We start from the raw sequence: 25,569 nt of genomic DNA on the forward strand, positions 1-25,569 counted from the left end.
TGCGGTGGCGGGCTCGGGCCCGCCGCTGGCCTGAACCGGACGGGTCGCTCCGCGGGTTGCCGCCGCCCGTACGGGTACCGGACGGTAGCGACCCGTCCGGATCCTGCCTCGGCCGAGCGACCGCTTTCCCCCGCTCCCGCCGGAGCCCGCCGCCCTGGGGCTCCGTGGGCGGAGCCCCAGGGCGGCGGGCCGCGGGTTACGAGAGGGGGAGGCCCGGGGCCGGGAAGGCGGCCATGAGGTCTGCGACCTCCGCGCGGATGGCGGCCAGGGCCGGCTCGTCACCCTTCGCGGCGGCGGAGACCGCCCGGGCCATCCAGTCGGCGACCACCGGCATGTGCTCCGGCGCCAGCCCCCGCGAGGTCAGCGACGGCGTGCCGATCCGGATCCCCGAGGGGTCGAAGGGCTTCCGCGGGTCGAACGGCACCGTGTTGTAGTTCACGACGATCCCCGCCCGGTCCAGCGCCTTCGCCGCGATCTTGCCCGAGACCTCCTTGCCGGTGAGGTCGATCAGGATCAGGTGGTTGTCGGTACCGCCGGAGACCAGGTCGAAGCCCCGCCCGACGAGCTCCGCGGCCAGCGCCTTCGCGTTGGCCACGACCGCGTGCGCGTACGACACGAACGAGGGCTGCGCCGCCTCGTGGAGCGCCACCGCGATACCGGCCGTCGTCTGGTTGTGCGGCCCGCCCTGGAGGCCGGGGAAGACCGCCTTGTCGATGGCCTTCGCGTGCTCCTCGCGGCACATCAGCATCGCGCCGCGCGGCCCGCGCAGGGTCTTGTGCGTGGTCGTCGAGATCACGTCCACGTGACCGGCCGGCGAGGGGTGGGCCCCGCCCGCGATCAGGCCGGCGATGTGCGCCACGTCGGCGACGAGGACCGAGCCCGCCTCCTTCGCGATCGACGCGAACGCCTCGAAGTCGATCGTGCGCGGGAGCGCCGTACCGCCGCAGAAGATCAGCCTGGGGCGCTCGGCCAGCGCGAGGTCGCGTACGGCGTCGTAGTCGATGAGGCCGGTGTCGGCGCGGACCCCGTACTGCACGCCCCGGAACCAGGAGCCCGTCGCCGAGACCCCCCAGCCGTGCGTCAGGTGACCGCCCATGGGCAGCGCCATGCCCATCACCGTGTCGCCGGGCTTGGCGAAGGCCAGGTAGACGGCGAGGTTGGCGGGCGAGCCGGAGTACGGCTGCACGTTGGCGTGGTCGACTCCGAAGAGGCCCTTCGCCCGCTCGACGGCCAGCGCCTCGATGCGGTCGATGTTCTGCTGGCCCTCGTAGTAGCGGCGGCCCGGGTAGCCCTCGCTGTACTTGTTCTGCAGCACCGTGCCGGAGGCCTCCAGCACGGCCGCGGACACGTAGTTCTCGCTGGGGATGAGGCGCAGGGTCTCCGCTTGGAGGGTTTCCTCGGCGGCGATGAAGGACGCCAGCTCGGGGTCGGTGGCAAGCAGGGCGGGGTGGTGGTGGTTCGCGCTCATGGCGGCTCCTCCGGGGTCGATGTCAGATCTCGTCCCCGCGAGGCCCAGGCGAGCGGCCCTGTATGCGGTCGTGCGCGCACGACTCCCCCGGAGTCCGTTCTCCGTGCGCCAGTCGCCGTGCGTACCCGACACCTTAGCGGGCACGCCGCGAGAAAGGTTTCTCCGTCCGCGCTACGAGCGAGGATGGAGGGTGACGCCACCCTCGTCACCGGCCTGACGGACGATCGGAGACCCCGTGTCGACAACTGCAGATGCCATCCGCTCCGCCGACGCGCACAGCGCGCACAACTACCACCCCCTGCCCATCGTCGTGGCCACGGCAGAAGGCGCGTGGATGACCGACGTGGAGGGCCGCCGCTACCTCGACATGCTCGCGGGCTACTCCGCCCTGAACTTCGGCCACGGCAACCGACGTCTCCTCGACGCCGCCCGCGCCCAGTTGGAGCGGGTCACCCTGACCTCCCGCGCCTTCCACCACGACCGTTTCGCCGACTTCTGTACCGAGCTCGCGGCGCTGTGCGGCAAGGAGGCGGTGCTTCCCATGAACACCGGCGCGGAGGCCGTGGAGACGGCGGTGAAGACCGCGCGCAAGTGGGGTTACGAGGTCAAGGGCGTACCGGACGGCCACGCCAAGATCGTGGTGGCGGCCGACAACTTCCACGGCCGGACGACGACCATCGTGTCCTTCTCCACCGACCACGAGGCCCGCGACCACTTCGGCCCGTACACCCCCGGGTTCGAGATCGTCCCGTACGGGGACCTCACCGCGCTCGCCGCCGCCGTCACCTCCAACACCGTCGCCGTGCTCCTGGAGCCCATCCAGGGCGAGGCGGGCGTGCTCGTACCGCCCGCCGGATACCTGCGGGGCGTACGGGAACTGACGCGCGAGCGGAACGTCCTGTTCATGGCGGACGAGATCCAGTCGGGCCTGGGCCGCACCGGCAAGACCTTCGCGTGCGAGCACGAGGACGTCGTCCCCGACGTGTACATCCTCGGCAAGGCGCTGGGCGGCGGGGTCGTGCCCGTGTCGGCGGTGGTGGCCGACATGGACGTGCTCGGCGTGTTCAAGCCGGGCGAGCACGGCTCCACCTTCGGCGGCAATCCGCTGGCCTGCGCGGTCGCCCTGGAGGTCATCGCGATGCTCCGCACCGGCGAGCACCAGCAGCGCGCCACCGAGCTCGGCGACCACCTGCACCGGGAGCTGAACCTGCTGGTGGGCGGCGGCGCGGTGAAGGCCGTACGGGGCCGCGGGCTGTGGGCGGGCGTCGACATCGACCCGTCGCGCGGCACCGGCCGGGAGATCTCCGAGAAGCTGATGGGGCTCGGGGTGCTGGTGAAGGACACCCACGGGTCGACGATCCGGATCGCTCCGCCGCTGGTGATCTCCAAGGAGGACCTGGACTGGGGGCTGGACCAGCTCAGGTCGGTCCTCGGCGCCTGACCCGCCGACGGGTCTCCCGGCCGCGGCACCAGGCGGCCGGGAAGGCCGCCGGGACTAGAGGATCACGTGGGGCAGAAAGCGGGCGTACTCGTCCGTGACCGGCCCCGCCGATTCGCGGATGCCGAGTCCCGCCGCCTCGTCCTCGACGACCCACGCGCCGAGCACCACCCGGTTGCCGTCGAAGTCGGGCAGCGGGGCGAGGCCCTGGAAGACGTAGGTCTCGTCCTCCTCCGGTACGAACGGCTCGCCGCCGACCGGGTGCAGGGTGACGCCCGCGCCCTCGCGCCCCAGCAGCGGCTTCGCGGCGTAGCCGGTCGTTCCGGCGAGCTCGCGCGGGCCGTCCAGGTAGGCGGGCAGCAGGTTCGGGTGCTCCGGGAAGAGCTCCCACAGGACCGCCAGCAGCGCCTTGTTGGAGAGCAGCATCTTCCACAGCGGCTCGATCCAGGCGGTGGTGCCGGAGCCGCCGCCGTGGTCGTACGTGCCGAGGACCTGCGGGGCGAACTCGTCCGTGGCCAGCCATTCCCACGGGTAGAGCTTGAAGATCGCGCGGATGAAGCCGAGCTTCTCGTCGACGAACCGGCCGGACAGGCCGTCCCAGCCGATCCGCTCCACCGACAGCTCCCGCGTCTCGATGCCGGCCTGCTCCGCGGTCTCCTGGAGGTAGGCGACCGTCATCAGGTCCTCGCCGAGCTCGTCGGTCTCGGAGTGCGCGAAGTGCACCGGTCCGGGCGGCAGCAGCTCCGCCTGGCGGCGCCAGGCCTCGACGAGCCGCTCGTGGAGGGAGTTCCACTGGTCGGCGCCGGGGAAGCGCTCCTCCATCCAGAACCACTGCGGACTGGCCGCCTCCACGAGGGAGGTGGGGGTGTCGGCGTTGTACTCCAGCATCTTGGCGGGGCTGCCGGTGCCTTCGTAGCGCAGGTCGAAGCGCCCGTAGAGCGAGGGCTGTTCGGCGCGGCGCCGCCAGGACTCGGCGATGAGCGCGGCGAGCTTCGGATCGGTGATGCCGAGGTCGGCGAAGCGGTCGTGCTCGACGATGTGCGCGGCCGCGGCCAGGCACATGGCGTGCAGTTCCTCGACGACGTTCTCCAGCGCCTCGACCTCGGGGAGGGTGAAGGAGTAGTACGCGCTCTCGTCCCAGTAGGGGCGCAGGGAGTCGTCGGGGTAGCGGGTCAGGGGGTAGATCAGCCCCTGCTCCTCGACGGTCTTCTGCCAGTCGGGGCGGGGCTCGATGGTGTGGCGTCGCACGCGGGATCAGCCGCCCGAGGAGCTTTTGTGGCTGCCGCCGATGCCGCCGCGGGTGACGGCCGACTTCTCGAAGCTGCCGCCGCTGACCTTGTTCCGCGCGACGGAGCCGCCGTAGTAGTAGGCCCCGCGGCCGCCGCTCTTGCACTCCTTGGTGTTCAGCTTCTCCAAGGTGGCGCGGTCCGCGCAGCGCTTGTCGGGCTCGTTGCTGCTGCCGCAGGCGACCAGGGCCGCGGCGAGCAGGCCCATACCGCCGAGCGCGACGGTGCCGGAGCGCATGCGGCGCTTGGTGCGCGTGGTGTCGGTGCTGCTGCTGTCCATGGACTGTTCGCTCCCCCTGGGTGGCCGGCTCCGGACAGACTAGAACGGCCGCCCGGGCCGACGGAATCCGGCCGACGCGGGATCCGTGACCTAGAGTCGGTTCGTGCTCATTGGGATGATTTGCGCGCTCGGTGCGGCGGTCTGCTTCGGCACGGCGTCGGTCCTGCAAGCGGTGGCGGCGCGGGCGGCGGAGCCGGGAACGGGCTCCGGGGTCGACACCGCCCTCCTCCTGCGGGCACTGCGCCAGTGGCGCTATCTCGCCGGCCTCGGGCTGGACGGGGTCGGCTTCGTCCTCCAGATCATCGCCCTGCGGCACATCCCGATCTACGCGGTGGGCGCGGCGCTCGCGGCCAGCCTCGCGGTGACCGCCGTGGTCGCGGCGCGGCTGCTGCGGGTGCGGCTGAGCCGGACGGAGTGGGGCGCGGTCGCGGTGGTGTGCGTGGGGCTGGTGATGCTGGGGCTGGCCTCCGGGGAGGAGGGCACCCTGGAGGGCACGCTCGCGCTGAAACTGGGACTGCTGGCGGTGGCGGGGCTGGTGCTGGTCGTCGGGGCCGTGGCGGGCGGGCTGCCGGACCGCAGCCGGGCACTGACCCTGGGCCTGGCCGCCGGGACGGGCTTCGGGGTGGTGGAGGTCGCGGTCCGGCTCATCGACGACATCTCGCTCTCCACACTGGCGAACCCGGCGCTGTACGCGCTGCTGCTCGGCGGCGGCTCCGCGTTCCTGCTCCTCACCTCGGCGCTCCAGCGGGGCTCGGTGACGGCGGCGACCGCCGGGATGGTGCTGGGCGAGACGATCGGGCCTGCGGTGGCGGGCGTGGCCTGGCTGGGCGACCGCACCCGCGACGGCCTGACCTGGCTGGCGGTCGCGGGCTTCGCGGTGGCCGTGGCCGGAGCCCTGGCCCTGGCCCGCTTCGGCGAGCCCCCTGCGGACGCCGGGGCCCCGACCGGGCCGTCGCCCGGGTCCCTGACCGGGCCCTGACCGGGGTCCGGCCTGCCCCTGACCGGGGTCCAGGCTGTCCCTGACCGGCCCTGGCCGGAGCCCGGCCGAGCCTGGCCCGGTCCTGCGGCCCCGGGCGGTCCGGTCGCTACGGGAGGGACGCCACCAGGGCCGCCAAGGTGGGGGTCCAGGCGCTCTGCGACGGGGTGCCGAAACCGACGACCAGGGCCTCGCGCGGGGGCATGGCCGCTTGCGGGTGGCGGAAGAACGAGAGCGGTGGCAGGCCCAGGTCCTGCCAGGCGGCCGACCGCAGGGCCGCCCGTTCGCCGCCCGGCGGGAGGTCCAGTACCGCGTGCAGGCCCGCGGCGATGCCGGAGACCACCGCACGGTCCCCGACGGCCGCCACCAGCTCGTCGCGCCGCCGCCGGTAGCGCAGCCGCATCTCCCGCACGTGCCGGTCGTACGCCCCCGACCGGATGAACTCCGCGAGCGTCAGCTGGTCCAGCGCACTGGAGCTCCAGTCGGTCCGGCCCTTCGCGGCGAGCACCTCGTCCATCAACGGCCGGGGCAGCGCCATCCAGCCCATGCGCAGCCCCGGCGCCAGGGACTTGCTCGCGGTGCCCAGGTACACCACCCGGTCCGGGTCCAGCCCCTGGAGCGCGCCGACCGGCTGGCGGTCGTAGCGGAACTCCCCGTCGTAGTCGTCCTCCAGGATCAGCCCGCCCGTGGACCGGGCCCAGTCCACCGCCGCCGCCCGCCGACGGGGCGTCAGCGCGGCCCCCGTCGGGAACTGGTGCGCCGGCGTCAGCAGGACGGCCCCCGCTCCCGAACCGGCCAGCTCGGTGGTGCGGGCCCCCTCCGCGTCCACCGCCAGCGGCCGCGTCCGCAGGCCGGCGCCGGTCAGCAGGTCCCGGTGGAAGTCCAGCCCGTACCCCTCCACGGCCACCTCCCGGACCCGCCGCGCCCGCAGCATCCTCGCCAGCAGCAGCAGGGCCTGGCCGAACCCGGCGCACAGCACGATGTGCGCCGGGTCCGCGTACACCCCGCGGGCCCGCGCCAGGTACCCGGCGAGGGCCTCCCGCAGCTCCACCCGGCCGCGCGGGTCCGCGTACCCGAAGGCCTCGTTCGGGGCCTCGGTCAGCGCCCGCCGGGCCGCCGCCAGCCAGGCGGCGCGCGGGAAGCCGCCCAGGTCCGGGGAACCGGGCTTCAGGCTGTACGAGGTCTGCGCGCGCACGGGGCGCCGTACGGGAACGGCCACCGCGGGATGCCGTACCCGGGCCCGCTCCGCGACCCGGGTCCCGGAGCCCCGGCGGGCCGTCAGCCAGCCCTCGGCGACGAGTTCGGCATAGGCCTCGGCGACGGTGTTGCGGGCGATCCCGAGGTCCACGGCGAGCGACCGCGAGGAGGGCAGCCGGGCCCCCGGGGCGAGTCGGCCGCTGCGCGCGGCCTCGCGCAGCGCCTCGCTGAGCCCGGCCCGGACACCGCGCCCGGGAGCGGGTTCCAGATGCAGGTCAGCGCTGAAAGTGGCCCTTGATTCCGTCATGGATATGGACCATATAGGCGGGCCGCCTGCCTCATAGGCTGGTTCCATGACCCACACGAACGGCATGGACAACACCGACAACACGGACGCCTCGAAGAAGGCGGCCGAGCGCACCCCCCGCATGCAGCTGGCGAAGCTCGCCCCGGAGTTCTACAAGGCCGCCGTGGCCCTGGACGCGGCTGCCGTCAAGGGGCTGGACCCGGCCCTGGTGGAGCTCGTCAAACTGCGCGCCTCGCAGATCAACCACTGCGCCTTCTGCATCGACATGCACTCCAAGGACGCTCTCGCTGCGGGCGAGGACGTGGAGCGGCTGCTGCTCCTGGCCGCCTGGGACGAGTCGCGGCACTTCTACACGGAGAAGGAGCTCGCGGCGATCGAGCTGACGGAGGCCGTGACCGTTCTGACCGACGGTTTCGTTCCCGACGAGGTCTACGAGCGGGCCTCGCGTCACTTCGAGGACGAGGAGCTGGCCCAGGTGATCGCCCTGATCGCGGTGATCAACGTGTGGAACCGCATCGGTGTCACCACGCGCCTGTCCCCGGGGCACTACACCGCGGGGATGTACAAGTAGCAGCCGGTCCTTTCCCGCGTCAGCCGCCCGTGGGGCGGAAGGCGTCCAGCGCGGCCCTGTGGTGCGCTTGGGTGAGCGTCCACCCGGCGGCCGGACCGGCCGTCAGGACGGCCCACTTCTTGCCGTCCTCCGCGACGAAGACCCGTTCCACGCTGCGGCGCCGGCCGTGTGATTCCGCGCTGTCGTACTCGTAGACGAGCTCCCCGCCCTCCGGGGCGTCCGGGGCCGGGCCGACACCGATCTCCTGGTAGCCGGTGGTCTGGGCGCGGAGGTAGGAGGAGGCGCCCTGGACGGCCGCGAGCGGGGTCAGTTCGGGCTCGCTCACCTGGAAGATCTGGATCAGGGCGGTGCGGTCGGGAGAGCGGTAGAAGACTCCCGCGGGACCGTCCTCCCGGACCCACCCGGCGGGAACGGCGACGGTGAACCCCTTCGCGTCGCGCACGGTCTCGCGTGCGGGGTCGCTGCCGCTCGGGCTGGGGGTGGGGGATGCGGTGCCGGCGCCGGTCTGCGACTGGGAGGGGGTCCCGGTGGCCGAAGGAGCCGGTGTGCCCGGCCCGTCGCCGCTCGGCGGAGCGCTCGAAGCCGTCGGCCCCGCGTGCGCGGGCTCGCCCGAGTCCCGCTGCACGAACCACACGGCGGCCGCGCCGATCGCGAGCGCGGCCACCGCTACGGCCGCCGTGGCCGGCGTCAGCCACCGCCCCCGGGGCCGCTCGGGCCGGGGCGGATCGGGGTACGCGGGCAGTACGGGCTGCGGATACGGACGGGGCTGCGGTGCGTACGGGTCCTGCGGCGACACCGCAGGGCCGTACCCACCCGGCCCGGACTGCGGCCCGGACTGCGGAGCCGGCCCCGGGTCGTAACCGGGGGCCGGAGCGGGGCCGACAGCCGGGTCGTAGGCCGGAGCGGGCCGGGGACCGGACGCCGGAGCCGGGCCCGGGATCGGGTCGTAGCCCGGGGCCGGGCCGTAGCCCGGGGCGGGTGCGGGGTCCGGGCCGGGAGCGGGTGCCGCAGCCGGGCCGGGCACCGGGTCGTGGCCCGGAGCCGGACCGGGAGCCTGATCCGGATCGTGGCCCGGAGCCGGAGCCGGGGCCTCCCCCGGGTCGTGCCCCGGGGCCGGGGGCTCGGTGACCCAGCGTTGGGCGGCGGGGTCCCAGCGGGGGGTGTTCTGGGGGTGCGGGGGCACGGGTCAGCCTCCCAGGGAGGTCAGGAGGCCGGCCAGGGCCGTGGCGGCGCTGACCGAGTCCACCAGCGGTGCCCACCGTTCCAGGGCGCCTCGCAGCCGGGGCAGCAGGCCGGGGGTGATCTCCACGGCCCCCTCCAGCCCCTCGGCGACCCCGTCCAGTTCGGCGTCGAGCGCCGCCCTGTCCTCGCCGCGCGGCAGCCTCACGAGGGCCGCGCGCAGCTCCAGTACCGCGTCCAGCAACTCCTGCGGCCCCACGGTGTCCGCCCCCGCGCCCCCGTGGTGGACGGTGTTGATGTTGTCGCCGCCGCCGATGCTGAACGCGCTGCCCGTGACCTGGCCGATCCGGACCGCGGGCTCCCGCCCGGCCGCGCCCGCACCGTTACCCGTACCGTCGTTTTCAGTTGCCACCGGTGCTCCCCCTGACCTTGGTGCTGTTGGTGTTGTTGCCACCGCCGACGCTGAAGGAACTGCCGTTCACCGACTGGATGAACACGCCGCCCTCGGCCACGTGGACCGCGCGCTGCGCGAACTCCTCCGTGTGCCAGCCCGCTTCGTGCAGTGCGACGACGACGCCCCCGACGACGCGGTCCTGAATGGTCTTCAGGAAGCGGTCGAGGTCCATCAGGTGGAACAGCGAGCCGTTGTCCTGGGAAGCCAGCTCGCGCACCGACACCCACGGTCCCTCGGGCCGGGCCCCGCCGTGCCCGCCGGTGGCGATCCGCCACCAGCTCGCCAGACCGCGGCCCAGTGTGGTGGCGGAGGCCACGAGGGAGCCGGGGGTGTGGCGCAGGGCCCAGACGGCCTTGCCGAAGCCGTTGTTGTTGCGGTAGCGCTGGGCGTCCGCGTCCGCGTTGTGGAATGCGGTCCGGACGGGCAGCAGCACGTGCGGCGCCACCTCGAGCATCATCATCCCGCCCTGCGTGTGGACCCGTACGAAGACGGTGACGACGAGGTTCTCGTCCCAGCCGCCCACCCGTACGCGCAGGAAGTGCCGGCGGCGCTCGCCGCCCTCCTCGATGGAGGCGGCCCGCTGCTCGCCGAACTGTCCGTGCACGACCTGCGCGGTATCCCGGTGCGGAAGGCCGCTCGCGGGCAGGAACACGCACTCGTCCAGGACCAGTTCGCGCATCCGGTCGCCCACGGCATCGGCCTGCGCCGGGGAACCGTGCGGGGAGGGCACCCGCAGGCGCTCCAGCAGCGGCACGATCCGCGCCAGGATGTGGGCGTTGGTGACCGGGACCGGCTTGCGGTCGGGGCCGAGGTCCTCGCGCGGGCGCAGCTCCACGGACAGCTGCCAGGGCCGGAAGGAATCACCCGCCCCGCAGAACGGGTCGTTGACGTCGTACATGATCATCGGGGCGTGCTGCTCGGCCCTGATGCGCTGGCGGACCCGCTGGAAGCGGGCCCCGGCGCCGGCCTCGGCCGGGTCGTTCGCGTGGTCGGCGTAGCGGTGCTCGGAGAGGTCGCCGGCAATGGTCCGGAAGACGTGACCGCGCTGGAGTCCCACGACGGTGACCACACCGGCGAAGACCACCGGCGGCCACCAGAATCCGGCGACGACGAGACCCCCGCCCCCCGGCGAGAACGGCACGAAGACGCTCCCACCCACCTCGTCCAGGCCGCCGGCAGGCGCGAACCCGCCGAATCCGAGGGCGAGCAGGATGACGGCCAGCACGCACCAGGCGTAGATCCGCAGGATCACGGACAGCACGCGCAGCACCGCTCCGCCGCGGGGGCGCAGCCAGTCGGCCAGGCTCAGCAGCAGGAAGGGCAGGATCAGCGCCGCGAGAGCGCCGCCCGTGAGCAGGGAGCCGACGAACCAGGCCCCGAGGACGCCGGCGGCCCAGCCGAGTTCGGCGCGGCGGGCGCGCAGCGCGTGGGCGAGCACCCGGGAGGCGTCGTAGCCGTAGGAGGGGGCGACTATCCGTTCCTCGTGGACGTACAGCTCGTCGATGACCCGGTCGCGGTACCCGGCGTCGAGATACGTGCCCGCACAGAGGAAGCGGCCGGCCTCGCTGAGGGAGGGGTGCACCGGAGGGCGCCCCGCGGAGGGATCGGACCAACTGCCGCCGGGCTGCTGGGGAATCGGGATCTCGGTCACCGACCGACCCTAGGGGGCCCCTCCATACGGCGACAGAACGATTCACGCCAAACGCCCCGGCCAGGTTTGGCCGGGGCGTTTCGGTGTTCGTACCTGTTCGTACCTCTTCGTACGGCGGCCTGCGCGGCCGGGCCGTACGTGAACGATCAGATCAGGCCGAGCTCGCGCACCGCGTCGCGCTCCTCGACGAGCTCCGCCACGGACGCGTCGATGCGCGCACGGGAGAACTCGTTGACGTCCAGGCCCTGGACGATCTCGTAGCGGCCGTCCTTGGTGGTGACGGGGAAGGAGGAGATGATGCCCTCCGGGACGCCGTAGGAGCCGTCCGACGGGATGCCCATGGAGGTCCAGTCGCCCGCCGCGGTGCCGTTGACCCACGTGTGGACGTGGTCGATGGCGGCGTTGGCGGCCGAGGCGGCCGAGGACGCGCCGCGGGCCTCGATGATCGCCGCGCCGCGCTTGGCGACAGTCGGGATGAACGTGTCGGACAGCCAGGCCTGGTCGTTGACCAGCTCGGCGGCGTTCTTGCCGGCGATCTCCGCGTGGAAGATGTCCGGGTACTGGGTCGCCGAGTGGTTGCCCCAGATGGTCAGGCGCTTGATGTCGGAGACGGCGGCGCCGGTCTTGGCGGCCAGCTGCGAGATCGCGCGGTTGTGGTCCAGGCGGGTCATCGCGGTGAAACGCTCGGCCGGTACGTCCGGGGCGGCGGCCTGCGCGATGAGCGCGTTGGTGTTGGCCGGGTTGCCCACGACCAGGACCTTGATGTCGTCCGCGGCGTTCGCGTTGATCGCGGCGCCCTGCGGCTTGAAGATGCCGCCGTTGGCGGAGAGCAGGTCACCGCGCTCCATGCCCTTGGTACGGGGGCGGGCGCCGACCAGCAGCGCGACGTTGGCACCCTCGAAGCCCTTGTTCGGGTCGTCGAAGATGTCGATGCCGGCGAGCAGCGGGAAGGCGCAGTCGTCGAGCTCCATGGCGGTGCCCTCGGCGGCCTTCATGCCCTGAGGGATCTCCAGAAGACGGAGCTTGACCGGCACGTCCGCGCCGAGCAGGTGGCCGGAGGCGATGCGGAAGAGCAGCGCGTAGCCGATCTGGCCGGCGGCGCCGGTGACGGTGACATTCACAGGAGTGCGGGTCATGGCCTTCTCCGTTAGACAGCTGGCGGTGGGGCGTCCCTGCCCCATGTGCTGGGAGGACGCCGCTCCCCGGCCCGTTAAATCTTGACGTGAAGAGACATCCGCCGTCAGGCTATCCGACCTTGGAGCACCCCAATCCCCCGGCCCGTGTGGCGCGGGGCACACGGAACGCCCCTGAGGGCGCCCGGGGGTGCGTCGGCGGAGGTCAGCGGACCGTGAAGCGGACCGCGGTCTCCAGGAACGGGATGTTCAGCAGCGGCTTGGGCTCCATGACCAGCGCGAGCAGGGTGATGGCCACGCCCAGCAGGCCGTACGTGACCATGTCCGTGAAGCGGGAGCGCACCGCGAGCATGCCCACGGAGGGCAGGGCCCGGCGCAGCACCGACGCCGCGATCAGGGCGATGCCGATCATCAGGCAGCCGACGCGCGGGTGACCCACGGCGGTGGCCAGCAGCCCGGCCGCCGTCGCGGCGAGCACGGCCAGCATCGGCCACTGCCGGGCCGGAGCCGGCGCGTCACCGGGCGCGGCGCGGCCGCCGCCCTCGGGACGCGCGGTGTCCCGGGTGATCGAGGGGAACCGCCGGGACCTGGCCCCGTCGGCCGCCTCGGCGGCCTGAGCCTTCGCACCGTCCCCGTCACCGCCCTTCCGGGCCCAGCTCGGAACCGGGCGCTGGGCCCGGACCGGAGCGGAGGCGGCGGAAGCGGGCTCGGGCACGGTACTGGGCTCCGGCTCGCGCTCAGCCGGCACGGGGAACCGTCCGTTCGGCGGCCTCGACCACGTTGACGAGGAGCTGCGCCCTGGTCATCGGGCCGACACCGCCGGGGTTCGGGGAGATCCAGCCGGCCACGTCCGCGACCCCGGGGTGCACGTCTCCGACGATCTTGCCGTTCTCGTCGCGGCTGACGCCGACGTCGAGCACGGCCGCGCCCGGCTTCACGTCCTCCGGCTTGACCAGGTGCGGCACACCGGCCGCCGCGACGACGATGTCCGCCTGGCGCAGCAGTCCGGACAGGTCGCGCGTGCCGGTGTGGCACAGGGTCACGGTCGCGTTCTCGGACTTGCGGGTGAGCAGCAGGCCGATGGACCGGCCGACGGTGATCCCGCGGCCGAGGACGACCACGTGCGCGCCGTTGATCTCCACGCCGTGGTGGCGCAGCAGCTGGACGATCCCGTACGGGGTGCACGGCAGCGGGCCCGGCTCGTTCAGGACCAGCCTGCCGAGTGACATCGGGTGCAGGCCGTCGGCGTCCTTCGCCGGGTCCATCAGCTCCAGGACGCGGTTGGTGTCGATGCCTTTGGGGAGCGGGAGTTGGACGATGTAGCCGGTGCACTCCGGGTTGGCGTTCAGCTCCCGCACGACCTCCTCGATGTCCTCCTGGGAGGCCGTCGCGGGGAGTTCGCGCTGGAGGGAGGCGATGCCGACCTCGGCGCAGTCCTTGTGCTTGCCGTTCACGTACCAGCGGCTGCCCGGGTCGTCGCCGACCAGCAGGGTGCCGAGGCCCGGGGTGATGCCCCGGGTCTTGAGCGCCGCCACGCGGGCGGTCAGTTCGGACTTGATCGCGGCTGCGGTGGCCTTGCCGTCGAGAATCTGGGCGGTCATGGCCCCATCCTCCCGGATGGAGCGGTCAGGGATCCAGTCGTGGCGGCCGAGCGACCTGTCCGGCTTCGTTGCACTTGCACAACAAGTGCCCGGCGGGCCGCGTCGCGGCTGGACAATCCGGGTCCGACGGGACGACGATGCGGGGAAAGAGTGCCGCGGGCAGTGCCGGGGGGCGGGCCGCACGACCAGCAGTGTTTCCTCCTGGCGTGCCGTGCGTCCCCGCACTTCCACGGAGGAACACCCCAGATGAGCTTCGGCGACCCGAACAACCCGTACGGGCAGCAGCCGCAGGGCGGCCAGCCCGGTTACGGCTACCCCCAGCAGGCCCCACAGGGCGTCCCGGCCCAGGGCGGCTACGCCTACCCGCAGCAGGGCCAGGCGTACCCGGGCGTACCCGGCTACCCGGGCTCCCCCATGCCGATGCCCGGCGGGGTCAAGGGTGCCCGGGTCATCCTCTTCATCCTCGGCGGCCTCCAGGCCCTGGGCGGCCTGGCCGTCGGCGTCGGCGGCGCGTTGTTCGCCACGGCGCTCTCCGGCTCCGGCTCCAGCTCCTCTGCGAGCGACGCGGGCGCCGTCGCGGGCGGCGTGTTCGTCATCGTCGGCATCTTCCTCGTCGGCGTCTCCCTGTGGCCGATCCTGACGGCCGCCAAGCTGGGCAAGGGCCGCGGCGGCGTCCGGGTCTCCGGGATCATCTTCGGGTCGATCCAGACCCTCTTCTCCGGCGGCAGCCTGATCATCAGCATCGTGACGCTCAGCAGCTTGCACGACTCCGGCGTCACCCCCTTCATGTTCTCGATGCTCCCCGCCCTGCTCTCGTTCGGCCTGGGCCTGTGGATCCTCATCGGCCTGGCCAACTCGGCCGCGAGCGTCTACTTCCGGCGCCCCCTGTACTAGGACCGGCGCCCGTACGAGCCCGCGTACCGCCCGGGTGCCCGTACCACCCGCGCACGGCGAAGGCCGCGTACCGCAGCAGTGCGGTACGCGGCCTTCGCCGTGCGTGCGGGTGAGCGCCGGACTCAGTGGAAGAAGTGGCGGGTCCCGGTGAGGTACATCGTCACGCCCGCCGCCTTCGCGGCCTCGATCACCAGCTCGTCGCGCATCGAACCGCCCGGCTGGACCACGGCCTTGATGCCGGCGGCCGTCAGGATCTCCAGCCCGTCGGCGAAGGGGAAGAAGGCGTCGGACGCGGCGTACGAGCCCTGCGCGCGCTCGGCGCCCGCACGCTCGACGGCCAGCTTCGCGGAGTCGACGCGGTTGACCTGGCCCATGCCGACGCCGACCGAGGCGCCGTCCTTGGCCAGCAGGATCGCGTTGGACTTGACGGCGCGGCAGGCCTTCCACGCGAAGGCGAGGTCGGCGAGCTCGTCGGCGGAGAGGGCCTCGCCGGTGGCGAGCGTCCAGTTGGCCGGGTCGTCGCCCGCCGCCTGGAAGACGTCACTGTGCTGGAGCAGCACGCCGCCGGAGATGGGCTTGAGGTCGCCCGGCTGGTGCGGGTGGCCCTCCACCTTCAGGACGCGGATGTTCTTCTTCTTCGCCAGGACCTCCAGGGCGCCCGGCTCGAAGTCGGGGGCGACGATGACCTCGGTGAAGATCTCCGCGACCTGCCCGGCGAGCTCGACGCTCACCGGGCGGTTGACGGCGATGACGCCGCCGAAGGCGGAGGCCGTGTCGCAGGCGTGCGCCTTGCGGTGGGCCTCGGCGACGTCCTTGCCCACCGCGATGCCGCACGGGTTGGCGTGCTTGATGATCGCGACGCAGGGCTCTTCGTGGTCGTAGGCGGCGCGGCGGGCCGCGTCGGTGTCCACGTAGTTGTTGTAGGACATCTCCTTGCCGTGCAGCTGCTCGGCATTGGCGAGCCCGCCCGGCTGGCCGTCCGTGTAGAGGGCGGCGGCCTGGTGCGGGTTCTCGCCGTAGCGGAGGGTCGACTTGCGCTCCCACGCGCCGGCCAGGAACTCGGGCAGTACGGCTTCCGGCTCCGGGGCGTACGCGTTCGTGAACCAGGAGGCCACGGCGACGTCGTACGCGGCGGTGTGCTGGAAGGCCTCGGCCGCCAGGCGCTTGCGGGCGGTGAGGTCGAAACCGCCGCCCTGGGCGGCGGCGAGCACGTCGGCGTAGCGCGCCGGGCTGGTGACCACGGCCACCGAGGGGTGGTTCTTGGCGGCGGCGCGGACCATCGAGGGGCCGCCGATGTCGATCTGCTCCACGCACTCGTCCGGGGTCGCGCCCGACTGGACGGTCGCGAGGAAGGGGTAGAGGTTGACGATCACCAGGTCGAAGGGCTCGACTCCCAGCTCGGCGAGCTGGTTGCGGTGGTCCTCCAGGCGCAGGTCGGCGAGGATGCCGGCGTGCACGCGCGGGTGCAGGGTCTTGACCCGGCCGTCCAGGCACTCGGGGAAGCCGGTCAGCTCCTCGACCTTGGTGACGGGCACTCCGGCGGCGGCGATCTTCGCGGCGGTGGAACCGGTCGAGACCAGCGAGACACCGGCCTCGTGCAGGCCGCGGGCCAGCTCTTCCAGCCCCGTCTTGTCGTAGACGCTGACGAGCGCGCGCCGGATCGGGCGCTTCGACGCGGCGAGGTCTTCGCCCTCTGCGGTCACGGTCTCTGCGGTCCCTGCGGCCTCTGCGGCGGTCACTGGATTGTTACCTTTCGTCCCTCGATGCGGTAGCCGTGCCGGGCCAGGCGCCCCACGACGTCGACGAGCAGCTCGCGCTCGACTTCCTTGATCCGCTCATGGAGAGCGGCTTCGTCCTCTTCGTCCCGGACCTCGACCACACCCTGAGCGATGATGGGACCGGTGTCCACGCCCGCGTCCACGAAGTGGACGGTGCAGCCGGTGACCTTCGCGCCGTAGGCGAGGGCGTCCCGTACGCCGTGGGCGCCGGGGAAGGCCGGGAGGAGGGCGGGGTGGGTGTTGACGAACCGGCCGCCGAAGCGGCCGATGAACTCCGGCCCCACGATCTTCATGAATCCCGCCGAGACCACGAGGTCCGGCGCGTGCGCGTCCGTGGCCTCCGTCAGGGCGGCGTCCCACTGCTCACGGCTCCCGTACGCCTTGACCGGGCACACGAAGGTGGGGATCCCCGCCTTCTCCGCGCGCTCCAGGCCGGCGATGTTCTCGCGGTCGGCTCCCACGGCGACGACTTCGGCGCCGAAGCCCTCGGGTCCGCCGGGGTGGGCGTCGATGGCGTCGAGCAGTGCCTGGAGGTTGGTGCCGGATCCGGAGACCAGCACGACCAGGCGGGAGGCGGCCATGGGAGGCCCTTTCTCGTCGAGCGGGGGCGCCTCCCGGCGTGAACCGGGGGCGCGTCGTTCGTCTTGTGCGATCGCATGAAACTTCGGGTCGCCGAGATACGGCGGACCCTACGAAGCCACCGACCGCCTGCAACGATACCGGCACACCGGACGGCCCCCGAGGGACGGGGGGACGGGTGGGCGGTAGCGTCTGGCGTACACGCCGTAAACAGGCCTTCGACGTCCCAGCGACGTCCACGACACAGGGGATGAAACACACCCGATGCCGGACCGCCCCCAGCCCGACCGCTCCACCGACGACAACCCCTTCGCGGCGCCCCCGGAAGGCCGGCCCGACCAGCTCTGGGAGCCGCGCGCCGGCGGTGACGGCGGCGACAAGCAGAACCCTGGGTCGGGGCCGGGCGAGGCGCCCGGGTCCGGGCCGGTGCGCTGGGACCCCAAGGACCCGATCCAGCGGCGGGCGCGGTACGCGCTGCTGGCCGGCATGTGGGGCTTCTTCTTCGGGGTCTTCGGCATCCCCTCGATGGGGCTGCTGCTGGGCGCGCTGGCCCTGTACTGGGGGATCAGCGCGCTGCGCGGGGTCCCGGCGAAGCCCTCCGGGGACGCCGCGCAGGACGCCCCGGCGGCGGATTCGGGTACGGGTGCCGGTACGGGTACGAGTGCGGGTGCCGGTACGAGTGCGGGTGCCGGTCCGGCCCGGGGTGGGCCGGCCTCGCTGGGCGCCGCCGCCCGGCCCCAGCGCACTGCGGCGGTGAGCGGCCTGGTGACCGCTTCGCTGGCGATCCTGCTGGCGGCGTCCTCGTACGCGGTGCAGCTCACGTACAAGGACTTCTACGTCTGCAAGCAGGACGCCCTCACCAAGCCGGCCGAGCTGCAGTGCAACGACCTGCTGCCGGACAACTTCATCGGCAAGATGCTCCGGGTCCAGCGGTAGCCACTCGGTCCGGGCGGCCTTCGGCCCGGGCTACCCGGCCGGTTCCTGCGCGACCCGCTCGGCCGGCCCCGGGTCCGTCCCGGCAGGCTTCCGGCGGGCCAGTACGCGGGCGCCGGTCACGGGCGGGACGAGCGGGGACGGGAGCTGCCGGGGCTGGAGCGGAAGCCCCGGAAGGGGCGACTCGGATACGGACCCGGGCCCGTTCTCCCCGGCGGTCACCAGCGGCGGCGGCTCCGCGGGCAGCGCGGGGAGCGGGATCGGGGTCAGGTCCAGCTTGAGGCCGGGCATGACCAGGACGGGACGCTTCGGCGGCGCGGACACCGGCCGGGGCGGTTCCTCCGGGACCCGTGCCGGGGGCGGCCCCTCGCCCTCCGCGGGCGTGGCGGAGAAGTCCGGGATCAGGGTGCCCGCCGCGCGGCGCAGGGCCGCCCAGCGAACCTCGCGCACGCCGCTGTCGTGCCAGCCGTCCTCGGCATCGGCTTCTGCCAGGCCCTTCGCGGGCCGGTTCCGCAACGCGTGCACCGTCACCGCCAGCGGGACCGCGAGGACCAGGGTCCAGATCAGGGCCGCCCCGCCCGTCTGCCACCACACGGGGCCGAAGGCGGCCAGTGCCCGGGAACCGAGCGGGCCCGCCGAAGCCGCGGCGAGAGCGGTCGTCGCCAGTGCGCACACCAGCGCCCCCAGCGCCGCCGTGAGCGCGGTTTCCCCGTACGAGACCTCGCGTGCCCGGCGTACCGCGAACCAGCCCACCGCCAGCCCGGCCACCACCGGCACCACCCCGACGGCCCAGGTCAGCGGCGTGCCGGCGCCCTCCGCGGGCAGAGCCGCGAGCAGCGGGAACCGCGGCAGCGCGGGCGAGCCGCCGAAGCCGAGCGGGGTCGCCGTGGCTCCGGTGCCGAGGGCGAAGCCGGGGCCGAGGGTGTAGGCGGCGCCCCAGACGACGGCGTTCGGGATCAGCGTGAGGGCGAGCAGCAGCACCGCGAAGCGGCCCGACCAGACCCCGGTCAGCGCCCCGAAGGAACCCTGCACTTCCGCCGCGTGCCAGGCCAGCGAGGCACCGACCAGCAGGGCTCCGCCGCCGAGGAGCACCAGCACCCCGCCGGCGCCGGCCCGTAGCGCGAGGGCGTAGCGGGGCCGGGCGAGCCGGCCGGGCAGCTGCCCGAGAGGCCTTCCCCGGGACTCCCAGACCCCGCCGGCCGCGGCGAGGGCGGCGACGATCGGCAGGTGCCGGGCCGCGCTGAGCGGGTCGGCGGGCATCGGACCGGAGGCCGCGTAGACGACGGCCAGGGCGCCGACCCCGAGGTAGCCGCAGAGCACGGCGGAGAACACCACGGCCGCGGGCAGCGGCTCCGCGCGCCCGTCCTCCTCCCCGGCGCTGCCGAGCCGGGCGGCACGCCGGATGAGCAGCGCGGGCAGGGCGACGAGCAGCAGCGGGGTCAGGCCGACGGGGGCGGGCACCCCCGAGAGGGTGTCGTAGCGGACCAGCTCGGTCCCGTGGGCGAGCAGCCACAGGCCCGCGGCGAGGTGCAGGGCGCCGCCGGGGCCGCTGTCGGGGTAGGGGGAGCTGATCCACAGCACGATGACGAGCACGGCGAGGAAGCCGAGCCCCAGTACGGCGGCGACGGCGCCACCCACGACACACGCGGCGGCCGCCGGGGAGCGGCGCCGTACGGGGGCCCTTGGGGGCGTGGGCAACGAGGTCCCGCGTTCGGTCACTTGGGTCACCCCGCCATGGTGCCAACGACACGCGCTATGGGCGGGTAACAGGCGAATGACCGTGGTGTCGCTCAATATACGTTTATGTACTTTTTCGCTCAGGGCGTCCGGGTCGCGGGGAGTGTGGCATGACACAAAGCGTCACGGAGCTGGGCCTCCCCACCCCGAAGGAACGTCGACGCCTGCGCGAAGCGGCCGATCTGACACACGAAGAGGTCGCGGCGGCGGTGGGCGTCACGTCGAACACGGTCCGCTCCTGGGAGACCGGCCGCACCCACCCCCGGGGCCGCAAGCTGGAGGCCTACTCCAAGCTCCTGACCCGCCTGTCCGCCGACCAGGCCCCTGATTCCGCCCCGGCGGACCGTCCGGGCCCGCCCGGCGGACCGGCCACCGCGGACAGTCAGGGCCGCTCCTACGGCTCGACCCCGGGCCCGGATGGCGCAGCGCGCGCCGGCGGCGGGAGCGGCGCCACGGGCGCGGGTCCCGCCGGCGCAGCACGCGCCGGCGAGGCCGACCGTACGGGCGCGGGTGACGGCGGCGCAGCACGCGCGGACGGCGCCGGCGCCGTAGGTCGTGCGGAGCAGGGGGGCGGCCGCTCGGAGCAGGACGACAAGGCGGTCACCGGGCCGGGTACGGAGCGTGTCGCCGCTGCCGGGCACCGTGCGAACCGAGCTGACGGTGAGACAGCGGGCACCGGCGCCGTCGATGCGCCCACCCGGCCCGCCTGGGCCAACGGCGCCGCCACACCGGAGGTCGGCCCGGCTGCCGCAACCGGCGCCGCCGGAGCGGACGCGGACGCGGCGTCAGCCGCGAGCCCCCCGCCGGGCAGCCGGCCGGGCAGCGCCACGGACCGTGCCGATACAGCAACCGACCCCGGACCCGCGGACGCAGACGCGCCGTCAGCCGCCGACGCCCCCGAGGAACGGTTCGGGCTGCGCCTGATCCGCGGACTCACCCGGCCCGTCGGGGCGCAGACCCGGCCCAAGGCCGCCGCCAAGCGCGCCGCGAAGCCCCCCGTCGGGGCCCCCCGGCACGAGACCAAGGCCACGGCCAAGGCCGGAGCCACCGCCTGTGGAGGCAATGGCGGAGGCAGCCACGCCGCCCTCCGCTCCGGCGGCCCCCTCCCTTCGAACACCAGTACGAGCATGGCCCCTGACACCGACTCGGACTCCGGGCAGAACACCGGCCCGGACACCGGTAAGGCAGCCACACCGGGCACCAAGCCGGGCTCCGGGAAGGCGGCCTCGCCGGATACCGATCCCAGCACCGGGAAGGCCACCGGCCAGGGCGCCACCTCGGGCACGGGCTCGGGCACCACCTCGGGCACCACGTCGGGCACCACCTCGAGCACCGGCAAGGCCGCCGGGGCGGACCCCGGGGCGGACTCGGACCCGGCAGCCGCCGGGCGGGATGCCGCGCCGGACGCCGGGGAGGGTCCCGAGGCGACCGAACCGCCCGCGGAGACCGCGTCGGCGACCTCCGCCTTCGACTCCCTCTACGACCGCACCGCCCCCGCCCTCACCCGCCAGGCCTACCTCCTCACCGGCCGCCGCGCCCTCTCCCACGAGGCCGTGGAGCGTGCCTTCCAGCAGGCGTGGGCGCGCTGGCCCGAGGTCGCCACCGACCCCGACCCGGTCGGGTGGATCCGCGCGGCGGCGTACGAGTACGCGCTCTCCCCCTGGCACCAGCTCCGGCGGGCCCACAAGCACCCCGACAAGCCGCCGGCCGACCCCGCGGACCGCGTCCTCATGGACGCGATGCTCGGGCTGCCCGCGGCCCACCGCCGCACCGTGCTGCTCTACGACGGTGTCGGGCTGGACCTCCCCGACACCGCCGCCGAGACCGAGGCGTCCACGCCAGCCGCGGGCCGCCGGCTCGTCAACGCGCACGCCGACCTCGCCGACCAGCTCCCCGACCTGGCCGACGTAGCGCCCGAGAAGCAGTCGGCGGTGCTGCGCGAGCGGCTCGGCACGCTGAAGCCGGCCGGCCCACTGGAGCCGCGCGCGGCAGCCCTCGTACGGGTGGCCGGCGAACACCGTGCCCGGCTGTGGACGCGTGCGGTGGTCGGGGTGTCCGCGGTCATCGTCGCGGCGACGGCCTATACCGCCGTGACCGCGCCGACCGAGTACGAGCCTCCGCGCGCCCCCGGCGCGAACGTGTCGGGCGTGCCCCCGCACGGCGGCCCGCAGCGGCTCACGGACGAGGGCCGGCAGCTCCACGACAAGCTGCTGTCCGATCCGGCGGCCGGACCCTCCCGGATCGCGCCGAGCCTCGACTAGCCGGGACCCGGTCACGGCAGTGGCCGGCGGGGTCCCGCGGGTACGGAAACGGGCGTGGGCCGCCCCCCCCCCACGCGGGGGGGCCCCCCCCCCCCCCCGGGGGGCCGGCCCACGCCCGTACGCACGAACCGCCGAAGCGACTACTGCGCGGCGTTCAGGATCTCGCGCGCCAGCTTCGCGGTCTCGGTCGGCGTCTTGCCGACCTTCACGCCCGCGGCCTCGAGGGCCTCCTTCTTGGCCTGTGCGGTGCCAGAAGAACCGGAGACGATCGCACCGGCGTGACCCATGGTCTTGCCCTCGGGGGCGGTGAAGCCCGCGACGTAGCCGACGACGGGCTTGGTGACGTGCTTCGCGATGAAGTCCGCCGCGCGCTCCTCGGCGTCGCCGCCGATCTCGCCGATCATGACGATCAGGTCGGTGTCGGGGTCCGCCTCGAACGCCTCGAGGGCGTCGATGTGCGTCGTGCCGATGACCGGGTCGCCACCGATGCCGACGGCGGAGGAGAAGCCGATGTCACGAAGCTCGTACATCATCTGGTAGGTCAGGGTGCCCGACTTGGACACGAGACCGATGCGGCCGGGCTTGGTGATGTCGCCCGGGATGATGCCGGCGTTGGACTGGCCGGGGGTGATCAGACCCGGGCAGTTCGGGCCGATGATCCGCGTCTTGTTGCCCTTGCTGGTGGCGTACGACCAGAAGGCGGCGGAGTCGTGCACCGCGATGCCCTCGGTGATGACGACGGCCAGCGGGATCTCGGCGTCGATGGCCTCGACGACGGCGGACTTGGCGAAGGCCGGCGGGACGAAGAGAACGGAGACGTTGGCGCCCGTCTTCTCCATCGCCTCGGCGACGGAGCCGAAGACCGGGACCTCGGTGCCGTCGAAGTCGACGGTGGTGCCGGCCTTGCGCGGGTTCACGCCGCCGACGATGTTGGTGCCGTCAGCCAGCATCAGCTTGGTGTGCTTCATGCCCGTGGCACCGGTCATGCCCTGGACGATGACCTTGCTGTCCTTGTTGAGGAAGATAGCCATGTGAGTCTGTGACCTCTGCCCTTACTTCGCAGCCGCGAGCTCGGCGGCCTTGTCGGCCGCGCCGTCCATGGTGTCCACGCGCTGGACCAGCGGGTGGTTGGCGTCCGAGAGGATCTTGCGACCCAGCTCGGCATTGTTGCCGTCGAGACGGACGACGAGCGGCTTGGTGACCGCCTCGCCCGCCTTCTCCAGCAGGGCCAGCGCCTGGACGATGCCGTTGGCGACCTCGTCACACGCGGTGATGCCACCGAAGACGTTGACGAACACGGACTTGACGTCCGGGTCGCCGAGGATGATCCCGAGACCGTCGGCCATGACGGCGGCGGAGGCGCCACCGCCGATGTCCAGGAAGTTGGCGGGCTTGACGCCGCCGCCATTCACCGACTGGTACGCCTCGCCGGCGTACGCGACGACGTCGAGGGTGCTCATGACGAGACCCGCGCCGTTGCCGATGATGCCGACCTCGCCGTCGAGCTTCACGTAGTTGAGGTTCTTCGCCTTGGCGGCGGCCTCGAGCGGGTTCGCGGCCGCGTGGTCCACGAACTCCGCGTGACCCGGCTGGCGGAACTCGGCGTTCTCGTCGAGCGAGACCTTGCCGTCGAGCGCGATGACGTCGCCGTTGGCGACCTTCGCGAGCGGGTTGACCTCGACGAGGAGCGCGTCCTCGGCGATGAAGGTCGCCCACAGGGTCACGAGGACCTCGGCGACCTTCTCGGCGACCTCGGCCGGGAACTGCGCCAGGGCCACGATCTCGCGGGCCTTCTCGATGGTCACGCCCTCGTTGGCGTTCACCGGAACCTTGGCGAGCTTCTCCGGGGTCTCCTCCGCGACCTGCTCGATGTCCATGCCACCCGCGACCGAGGCCATGGCCAGGAAGGTGCGGTTGGTGCGGTCGAGGAGGTAGGAGACGTAGTACTCCTCCAGGATCTCCGGAGCGGTCTCGGCGATCATCACCTTGTGGACCGTGTGGCCCTTGATGTCCATCCCGAGGATGTCCGTCGCACGGGCGACGGCCTCGTCCGGGGTGGCGGCCAGCTTCACGCCGCCGGCCTTGCCGCGGCCGCCGACCTTCACCTGCGCCTTGACGACCGACTTGCCACCCATGCGCTCGGTGGCCTCGCGGGCTGCCTCAGGCGTCTCGATGACTTCACCGGCCAGCACCGGTACGCCGTGCTTGGCGAATAGGTCCCTCGCCTGGTACTCGAACAGGTCCACGCGCGTCCGTCCCTTGTCTTCGTCTTCAAAGATTCGCAGTGATTCGCGGTTGTCTGCTATCTGCGTGGGCGTGCCGCGGAGGGCAACGTGACGTCGCTGTCACAAGGAAGGCGCACACGGTGACCGTGGACGCGGCATGTCCGTCCCGCAGGTTATCCCCGTGGGACGTAGGTCCCTAAATCGCAGATCACACCTGAGCGGTGATACCTGTCACAGATCACCTCACGGTTGAACTGCAACTTCGTGCGATCTGCCGATGGCGCCCGCCGCGCAGCCGCTCCTACGGGCCCCCCGGCGGGCGGCGGGCGGAAGCGGACCGGGGGCGGCGCGGGAGCGGGCCGCCCGGTCACGGGACGGGCAGGGGCCGCTTCTCCAGCGCGGCGGCCATCACCTCCGGGAACAGGTCCGGGGTGCAGGCGAAGGCCGGGGCGCCGAGCGCGGCGAGGGCGGCGGCGTGTTCGCGGTCGTAAGCGGGCGCGCCCTCGTCGGACAGGGCGAGCAGCGTCACGAACTCCACGCCCGCCGTCTTCATCGCCGCGACCCGCTTCAGCATCTCGTCGCGTATGCCGCCCTCGTAGAGATCACTGATGAGGACGACGACCGTGTCGGCGGGACGGGTGATTTTCGACTGGCAGTAGGCGAGCGCGCGGTTGATGTCGGTACCGCCGCCGAGCTGGGTGCCGAAGAGCACGTCGACGGGATCGTCGAGCTGGTCGGTCAGGTCCACGACGGCGGTGTCGAAGACGACCAGCCGGGTCTCGATCGAACGCATCGAGGCCAGCACCGCCCCGAAGACGGAGGCGTAGACGACGGAGGCCGCCATGGAACCCGACTGGTCGATGCAGAGGACCACCTCCTTCTTCACCGCCCGCGAGGCGCGGCCGTAGCCGACCAGCCGCTCCGGGACGACCGTGCGGTGCTCGGGCAGGTAGTTCTTCAGGTTCGCCCGGATGGTCCGGCCCCAGTCGATGTCCGCGTGCCGGGGACGGCTGATCCGGGCGGACCGGTCCAGGGCGCCGGTGAGGGTGGCCCGCGTCCGGCTCGCGAGCCGCTTCTCCAACTCCTCGACCACCTTGCGGACCACGGTGCGGGCGGTCTCCCGGGTGGTCTCGGGCATGGCCTTGTTGAGGGAGAGCAGGGTGCCGACGAGATGTACGTCCGGCGTCACCGCCTCCAGCATCTCGGGCTCCAGCAGCAGCGCGGACAGTCCGAGGCGCTGGATCGCGTCCCGCTGCATGACCTGCACCACGGAGGTGGGGAAGTACGTCCGGATGTCCCCGAGCCAGCGCGCCACGCCCGGCGCCGACCCCCCGAGCCCGGCCGACCGCTCCCCCGTCCCCTTGCGTCCGGCGCCGCCGTTGCCCCCGTACAGCGCCCCGAGCACGGCATCCATCCCGGCGTCCGCCCCGCTGAGCGCGCACCCGGTCCCGTCCGCCTCTCCCCCGCCGAGCACCATCCGCCACCGGCGCAGCCGCTCCTCGCCGACCACCGCGGCACTCCCCGTCCCAGCCATCTGCCCGTCTCCTTCCGTCGTCACCACCGCCAACCACCGTCCCGCCCCGCGCCCCGGCGCTCCCGCGGCCCCGGACCGGTCCACCGC

At 73.3% G+C, this 25,569-nt stretch carries 22 protein-coding genes; 6 read left to right on the forward strand and 16 right to left on the reverse strand.

Annotation, left to right across the window (positions count from 1 at the left end):
• Positions 1-196 precede the first annotated feature (196 nt).
• Positions 197-1,468, reverse strand: a complete 1,272-nt coding sequence (gene glyA / locus OTB20_RS07365) for a serine hydroxymethyltransferase (RefSeq protein WP_267815773.1) — start codon at positions 1,466-1,468, stop codon at positions 197-199.
• Positions 1,469-1,703: 235 nt separating this feature from the next.
• Between glyA and rocD the strand changes: the two genes are divergently transcribed.
• Positions 1,704-2,909 (forward strand): ornithine--oxo-acid transaminase, encoded by a 1,206-nt coding sequence (gene rocD / locus OTB20_RS07370; protein ID WP_267815774.1) that lies wholly within the window; start codon positions 1,704-1,706, stop codon positions 2,907-2,909.
• A gap of 54 nt (positions 2,910-2,963) precedes the next feature.
• Here rocD and OTB20_RS07375 read toward each other — a convergent pair whose 3' ends face one another.
• Complete coding sequence (locus tag OTB20_RS07375) at positions 2,964-4,154, reverse strand: glutathionylspermidine synthase family protein (protein ID WP_267815775.1); 1,191 nt, start codon at positions 4,152-4,154, stop codon at positions 2,964-2,966.
• A 6-nt stretch (positions 4,155-4,160) separates the two neighbouring features.
• Entirely contained in the window at positions 4,161-4,472 is a 312-nt protein-coding gene (locus tag OTB20_RS07380; protein WP_267751458.1) for a hypothetical protein, read from the reverse strand.
• Between the two features lie 115 nt (positions 4,473-4,587).
• Between OTB20_RS07380 and OTB20_RS07385 the strand changes: the two genes are divergently transcribed.
• The gene (locus OTB20_RS07385; protein WP_267815862.1) at positions 4,588-5,451 is read left to right on the forward strand and encodes a hypothetical protein; all 864 of its coding nucleotides are present in this window, start codon (positions 4,588-4,590) and stop codon (positions 5,449-5,451) included.
• 106 nt (positions 5,452-5,557) lie between these two features.
• Here the strand turns inward: OTB20_RS07385 and OTB20_RS07390 are convergent, their stop codons facing one another.
• Entirely contained in the window at positions 5,558-6,952 is a 1,395-nt protein-coding gene (locus OTB20_RS07390) for a PLP-dependent aminotransferase family protein (protein ID WP_267815776.1), read from the reverse strand.
• A 46-nt stretch (positions 6,953-6,998) separates the two neighbouring features.
• On the opposite strand from OTB20_RS07390, the gene OTB20_RS07395 reads away from it, so the two are divergent.
• On the forward strand, positions 6,999-7,523 hold the full coding sequence (locus OTB20_RS07395; RefSeq protein ID WP_267815777.1) for a carboxymuconolactone decarboxylase family protein: 525 nt from the start codon (positions 6,999-7,001) through the stop codon (positions 7,521-7,523).
• A 19-nt stretch (positions 7,524-7,542) separates the two neighbouring features.
• Here OTB20_RS07395 and OTB20_RS07400 read toward each other — a convergent pair whose 3' ends face one another.
• The 6 genes from OTB20_RS07400 to OTB20_RS07425 all read right to left on the reverse strand — a co-directional run bounded on the left by OTB20_RS07400 (position 7,543) and on the right by OTB20_RS07425 (position 13,541).
• Complete coding sequence (locus OTB20_RS07400) at positions 7,543-8,706, reverse strand: hypothetical protein (protein ID WP_267815778.1); 1,164 nt, start codon at positions 8,704-8,706, stop codon at positions 7,543-7,545.
• A gap of 3 nt (positions 8,707-8,709) precedes the next feature.
• Positions 8,710-9,114, reverse strand: coding sequence for a hypothetical protein (locus OTB20_RS07405; RefSeq protein WP_267815779.1), 405 nt, complete (start codon positions 9,112-9,114; stop codon positions 8,710-8,712).
• The gene (locus OTB20_RS07410) at positions 9,104-10,807 is read right to left on the reverse strand and encodes a hypothetical protein (RefSeq protein WP_267815780.1); all 1,704 of its coding nucleotides are present in this window, start codon (positions 10,805-10,807) and stop codon (positions 9,104-9,106) included. Before OTB20_RS07410 ends, OTB20_RS07405 begins: the two co-directional genes overlap by 11 nt.
• A 146-nt stretch (positions 10,808-10,953) precedes the next feature.
• The gene (locus OTB20_RS07415) at positions 10,954-11,943 is read right to left on the reverse strand and encodes a malate dehydrogenase (protein WP_267815781.1); all 990 of its coding nucleotides are present in this window, start codon (positions 11,941-11,943) and stop codon (positions 10,954-10,956) included.
• Positions 11,944-12,145: 202 nt separating this feature from the next.
• Positions 12,146-12,655, reverse strand: coding sequence for a DUF3017 domain-containing protein (locus tag OTB20_RS07420; RefSeq protein WP_267815782.1), 510 nt, complete (start codon positions 12,653-12,655; stop codon positions 12,146-12,148).
• Positions 12,656-12,677: 22 nt separating this feature from the next.
• On the reverse strand, positions 12,678-13,541 hold the full coding sequence (locus tag OTB20_RS07425; protein ID WP_267815783.1) for a bifunctional methylenetetrahydrofolate dehydrogenase/methenyltetrahydrofolate cyclohydrolase: 864 nt from the start codon (positions 13,539-13,541) through the stop codon (positions 12,678-12,680).
• A gap of 246 nt (positions 13,542-13,787) precedes the next feature.
• Between OTB20_RS07425 and OTB20_RS07430 the strand changes: the two genes are divergently transcribed.
• Positions 13,788-14,435: a hypothetical protein gene (locus tag OTB20_RS07430; protein ID WP_267815784.1), complete on the forward strand. Its 648-nt coding sequence runs from the start codon at positions 13,788-13,790 to the stop codon at positions 14,433-14,435.
• A gap of 122 nt (positions 14,436-14,557) precedes the next feature.
• On the opposite strand, the gene purH is transcribed toward OTB20_RS07430, so the two are convergent.
• On the reverse strand, positions 14,558-16,138 hold the full coding sequence (gene purH, locus OTB20_RS07435) for a bifunctional phosphoribosylaminoimidazolecarboxamide formyltransferase/IMP cyclohydrolase (protein WP_267815863.1): 1,581 nt from the start codon (positions 16,136-16,138) through the stop codon (positions 14,558-14,560).
• Positions 16,139-16,170: 32 nt separating this feature from the next.
• Complete coding sequence (gene purN, locus OTB20_RS07440; RefSeq protein ID WP_267815785.1) at positions 16,171-16,794, reverse strand: phosphoribosylglycinamide formyltransferase; 624 nt, start codon at positions 16,792-16,794, stop codon at positions 16,171-16,173.
• A gap of 262 nt (positions 16,795-17,056) precedes the next feature.
• Here purN and OTB20_RS07445 point away from each other — a divergent pair, with 262 nt between their 5' ends.
• Complete coding sequence (locus tag OTB20_RS07445) at positions 17,057-17,728, forward strand: hypothetical protein (protein ID WP_267815786.1); 672 nt, start codon at positions 17,057-17,059, stop codon at positions 17,726-17,728.
• Positions 17,729-17,758: 30 nt separating this feature from the next.
• Here the strand turns inward: OTB20_RS07445 and OTB20_RS07450 are convergent, their stop codons facing one another.
• On the reverse strand, positions 17,759-19,453 hold the full coding sequence (locus OTB20_RS07450) for a DUF6350 family protein (RefSeq protein WP_267815787.1): 1,695 nt from the start codon (positions 19,451-19,453) through the stop codon (positions 17,759-17,761).
• A 119-nt stretch (positions 19,454-19,572) separates the two neighbouring features.
• On the opposite strand from OTB20_RS07450, the gene OTB20_RS42725 reads away from it, so the two are divergent.
• Complete coding sequence (locus OTB20_RS42725) at positions 19,573-21,723, forward strand: helix-turn-helix domain-containing protein (protein ID WP_420716346.1); 2,151 nt, start codon at positions 19,573-19,575, stop codon at positions 21,721-21,723.
• Positions 21,724-21,863: 140 nt separating this feature from the next.
• Here the strand turns inward: OTB20_RS42725 and sucD are convergent, their stop codons facing one another.
• From sucD to OTB20_RS07470, 3 genes are all read right to left on the reverse strand, one after another.
• Entirely contained in the window at positions 21,864-22,754 is an 891-nt protein-coding gene (gene sucD, locus OTB20_RS07460) for a succinate--CoA ligase subunit alpha (RefSeq protein ID WP_267815788.1), read from the reverse strand.
• Between the two features lie 21 nt (positions 22,755-22,775).
• Positions 22,776-23,969 carry an ADP-forming succinate--CoA ligase subunit beta gene (sucC, locus tag OTB20_RS07465; RefSeq protein WP_267751477.1) on the reverse strand — a complete coding sequence of 398 codons (1,194 nt, stop codon included), beginning with the start codon at positions 23,967-23,969 and terminating at the stop codon, positions 22,776-22,778.
• Between the two features lie 346 nt (positions 23,970-24,315).
• The gene (locus tag OTB20_RS07470; RefSeq protein WP_267815789.1) at positions 24,316-25,482 is read right to left on the reverse strand and encodes a VWA domain-containing protein; all 1,167 of its coding nucleotides are present in this window, start codon (positions 25,480-25,482) and stop codon (positions 24,316-24,318) included.
• Between the last annotated feature and the right edge of the window lie 87 nt (positions 25,483-25,569).

Source organism: Streptomyces sp. H27-H1 (assembly GCF_026627445.1).
GTDB lineage: Bacteria > Actinomycetota > Actinomycetes > Streptomycetales > Streptomycetaceae > Streptomyces.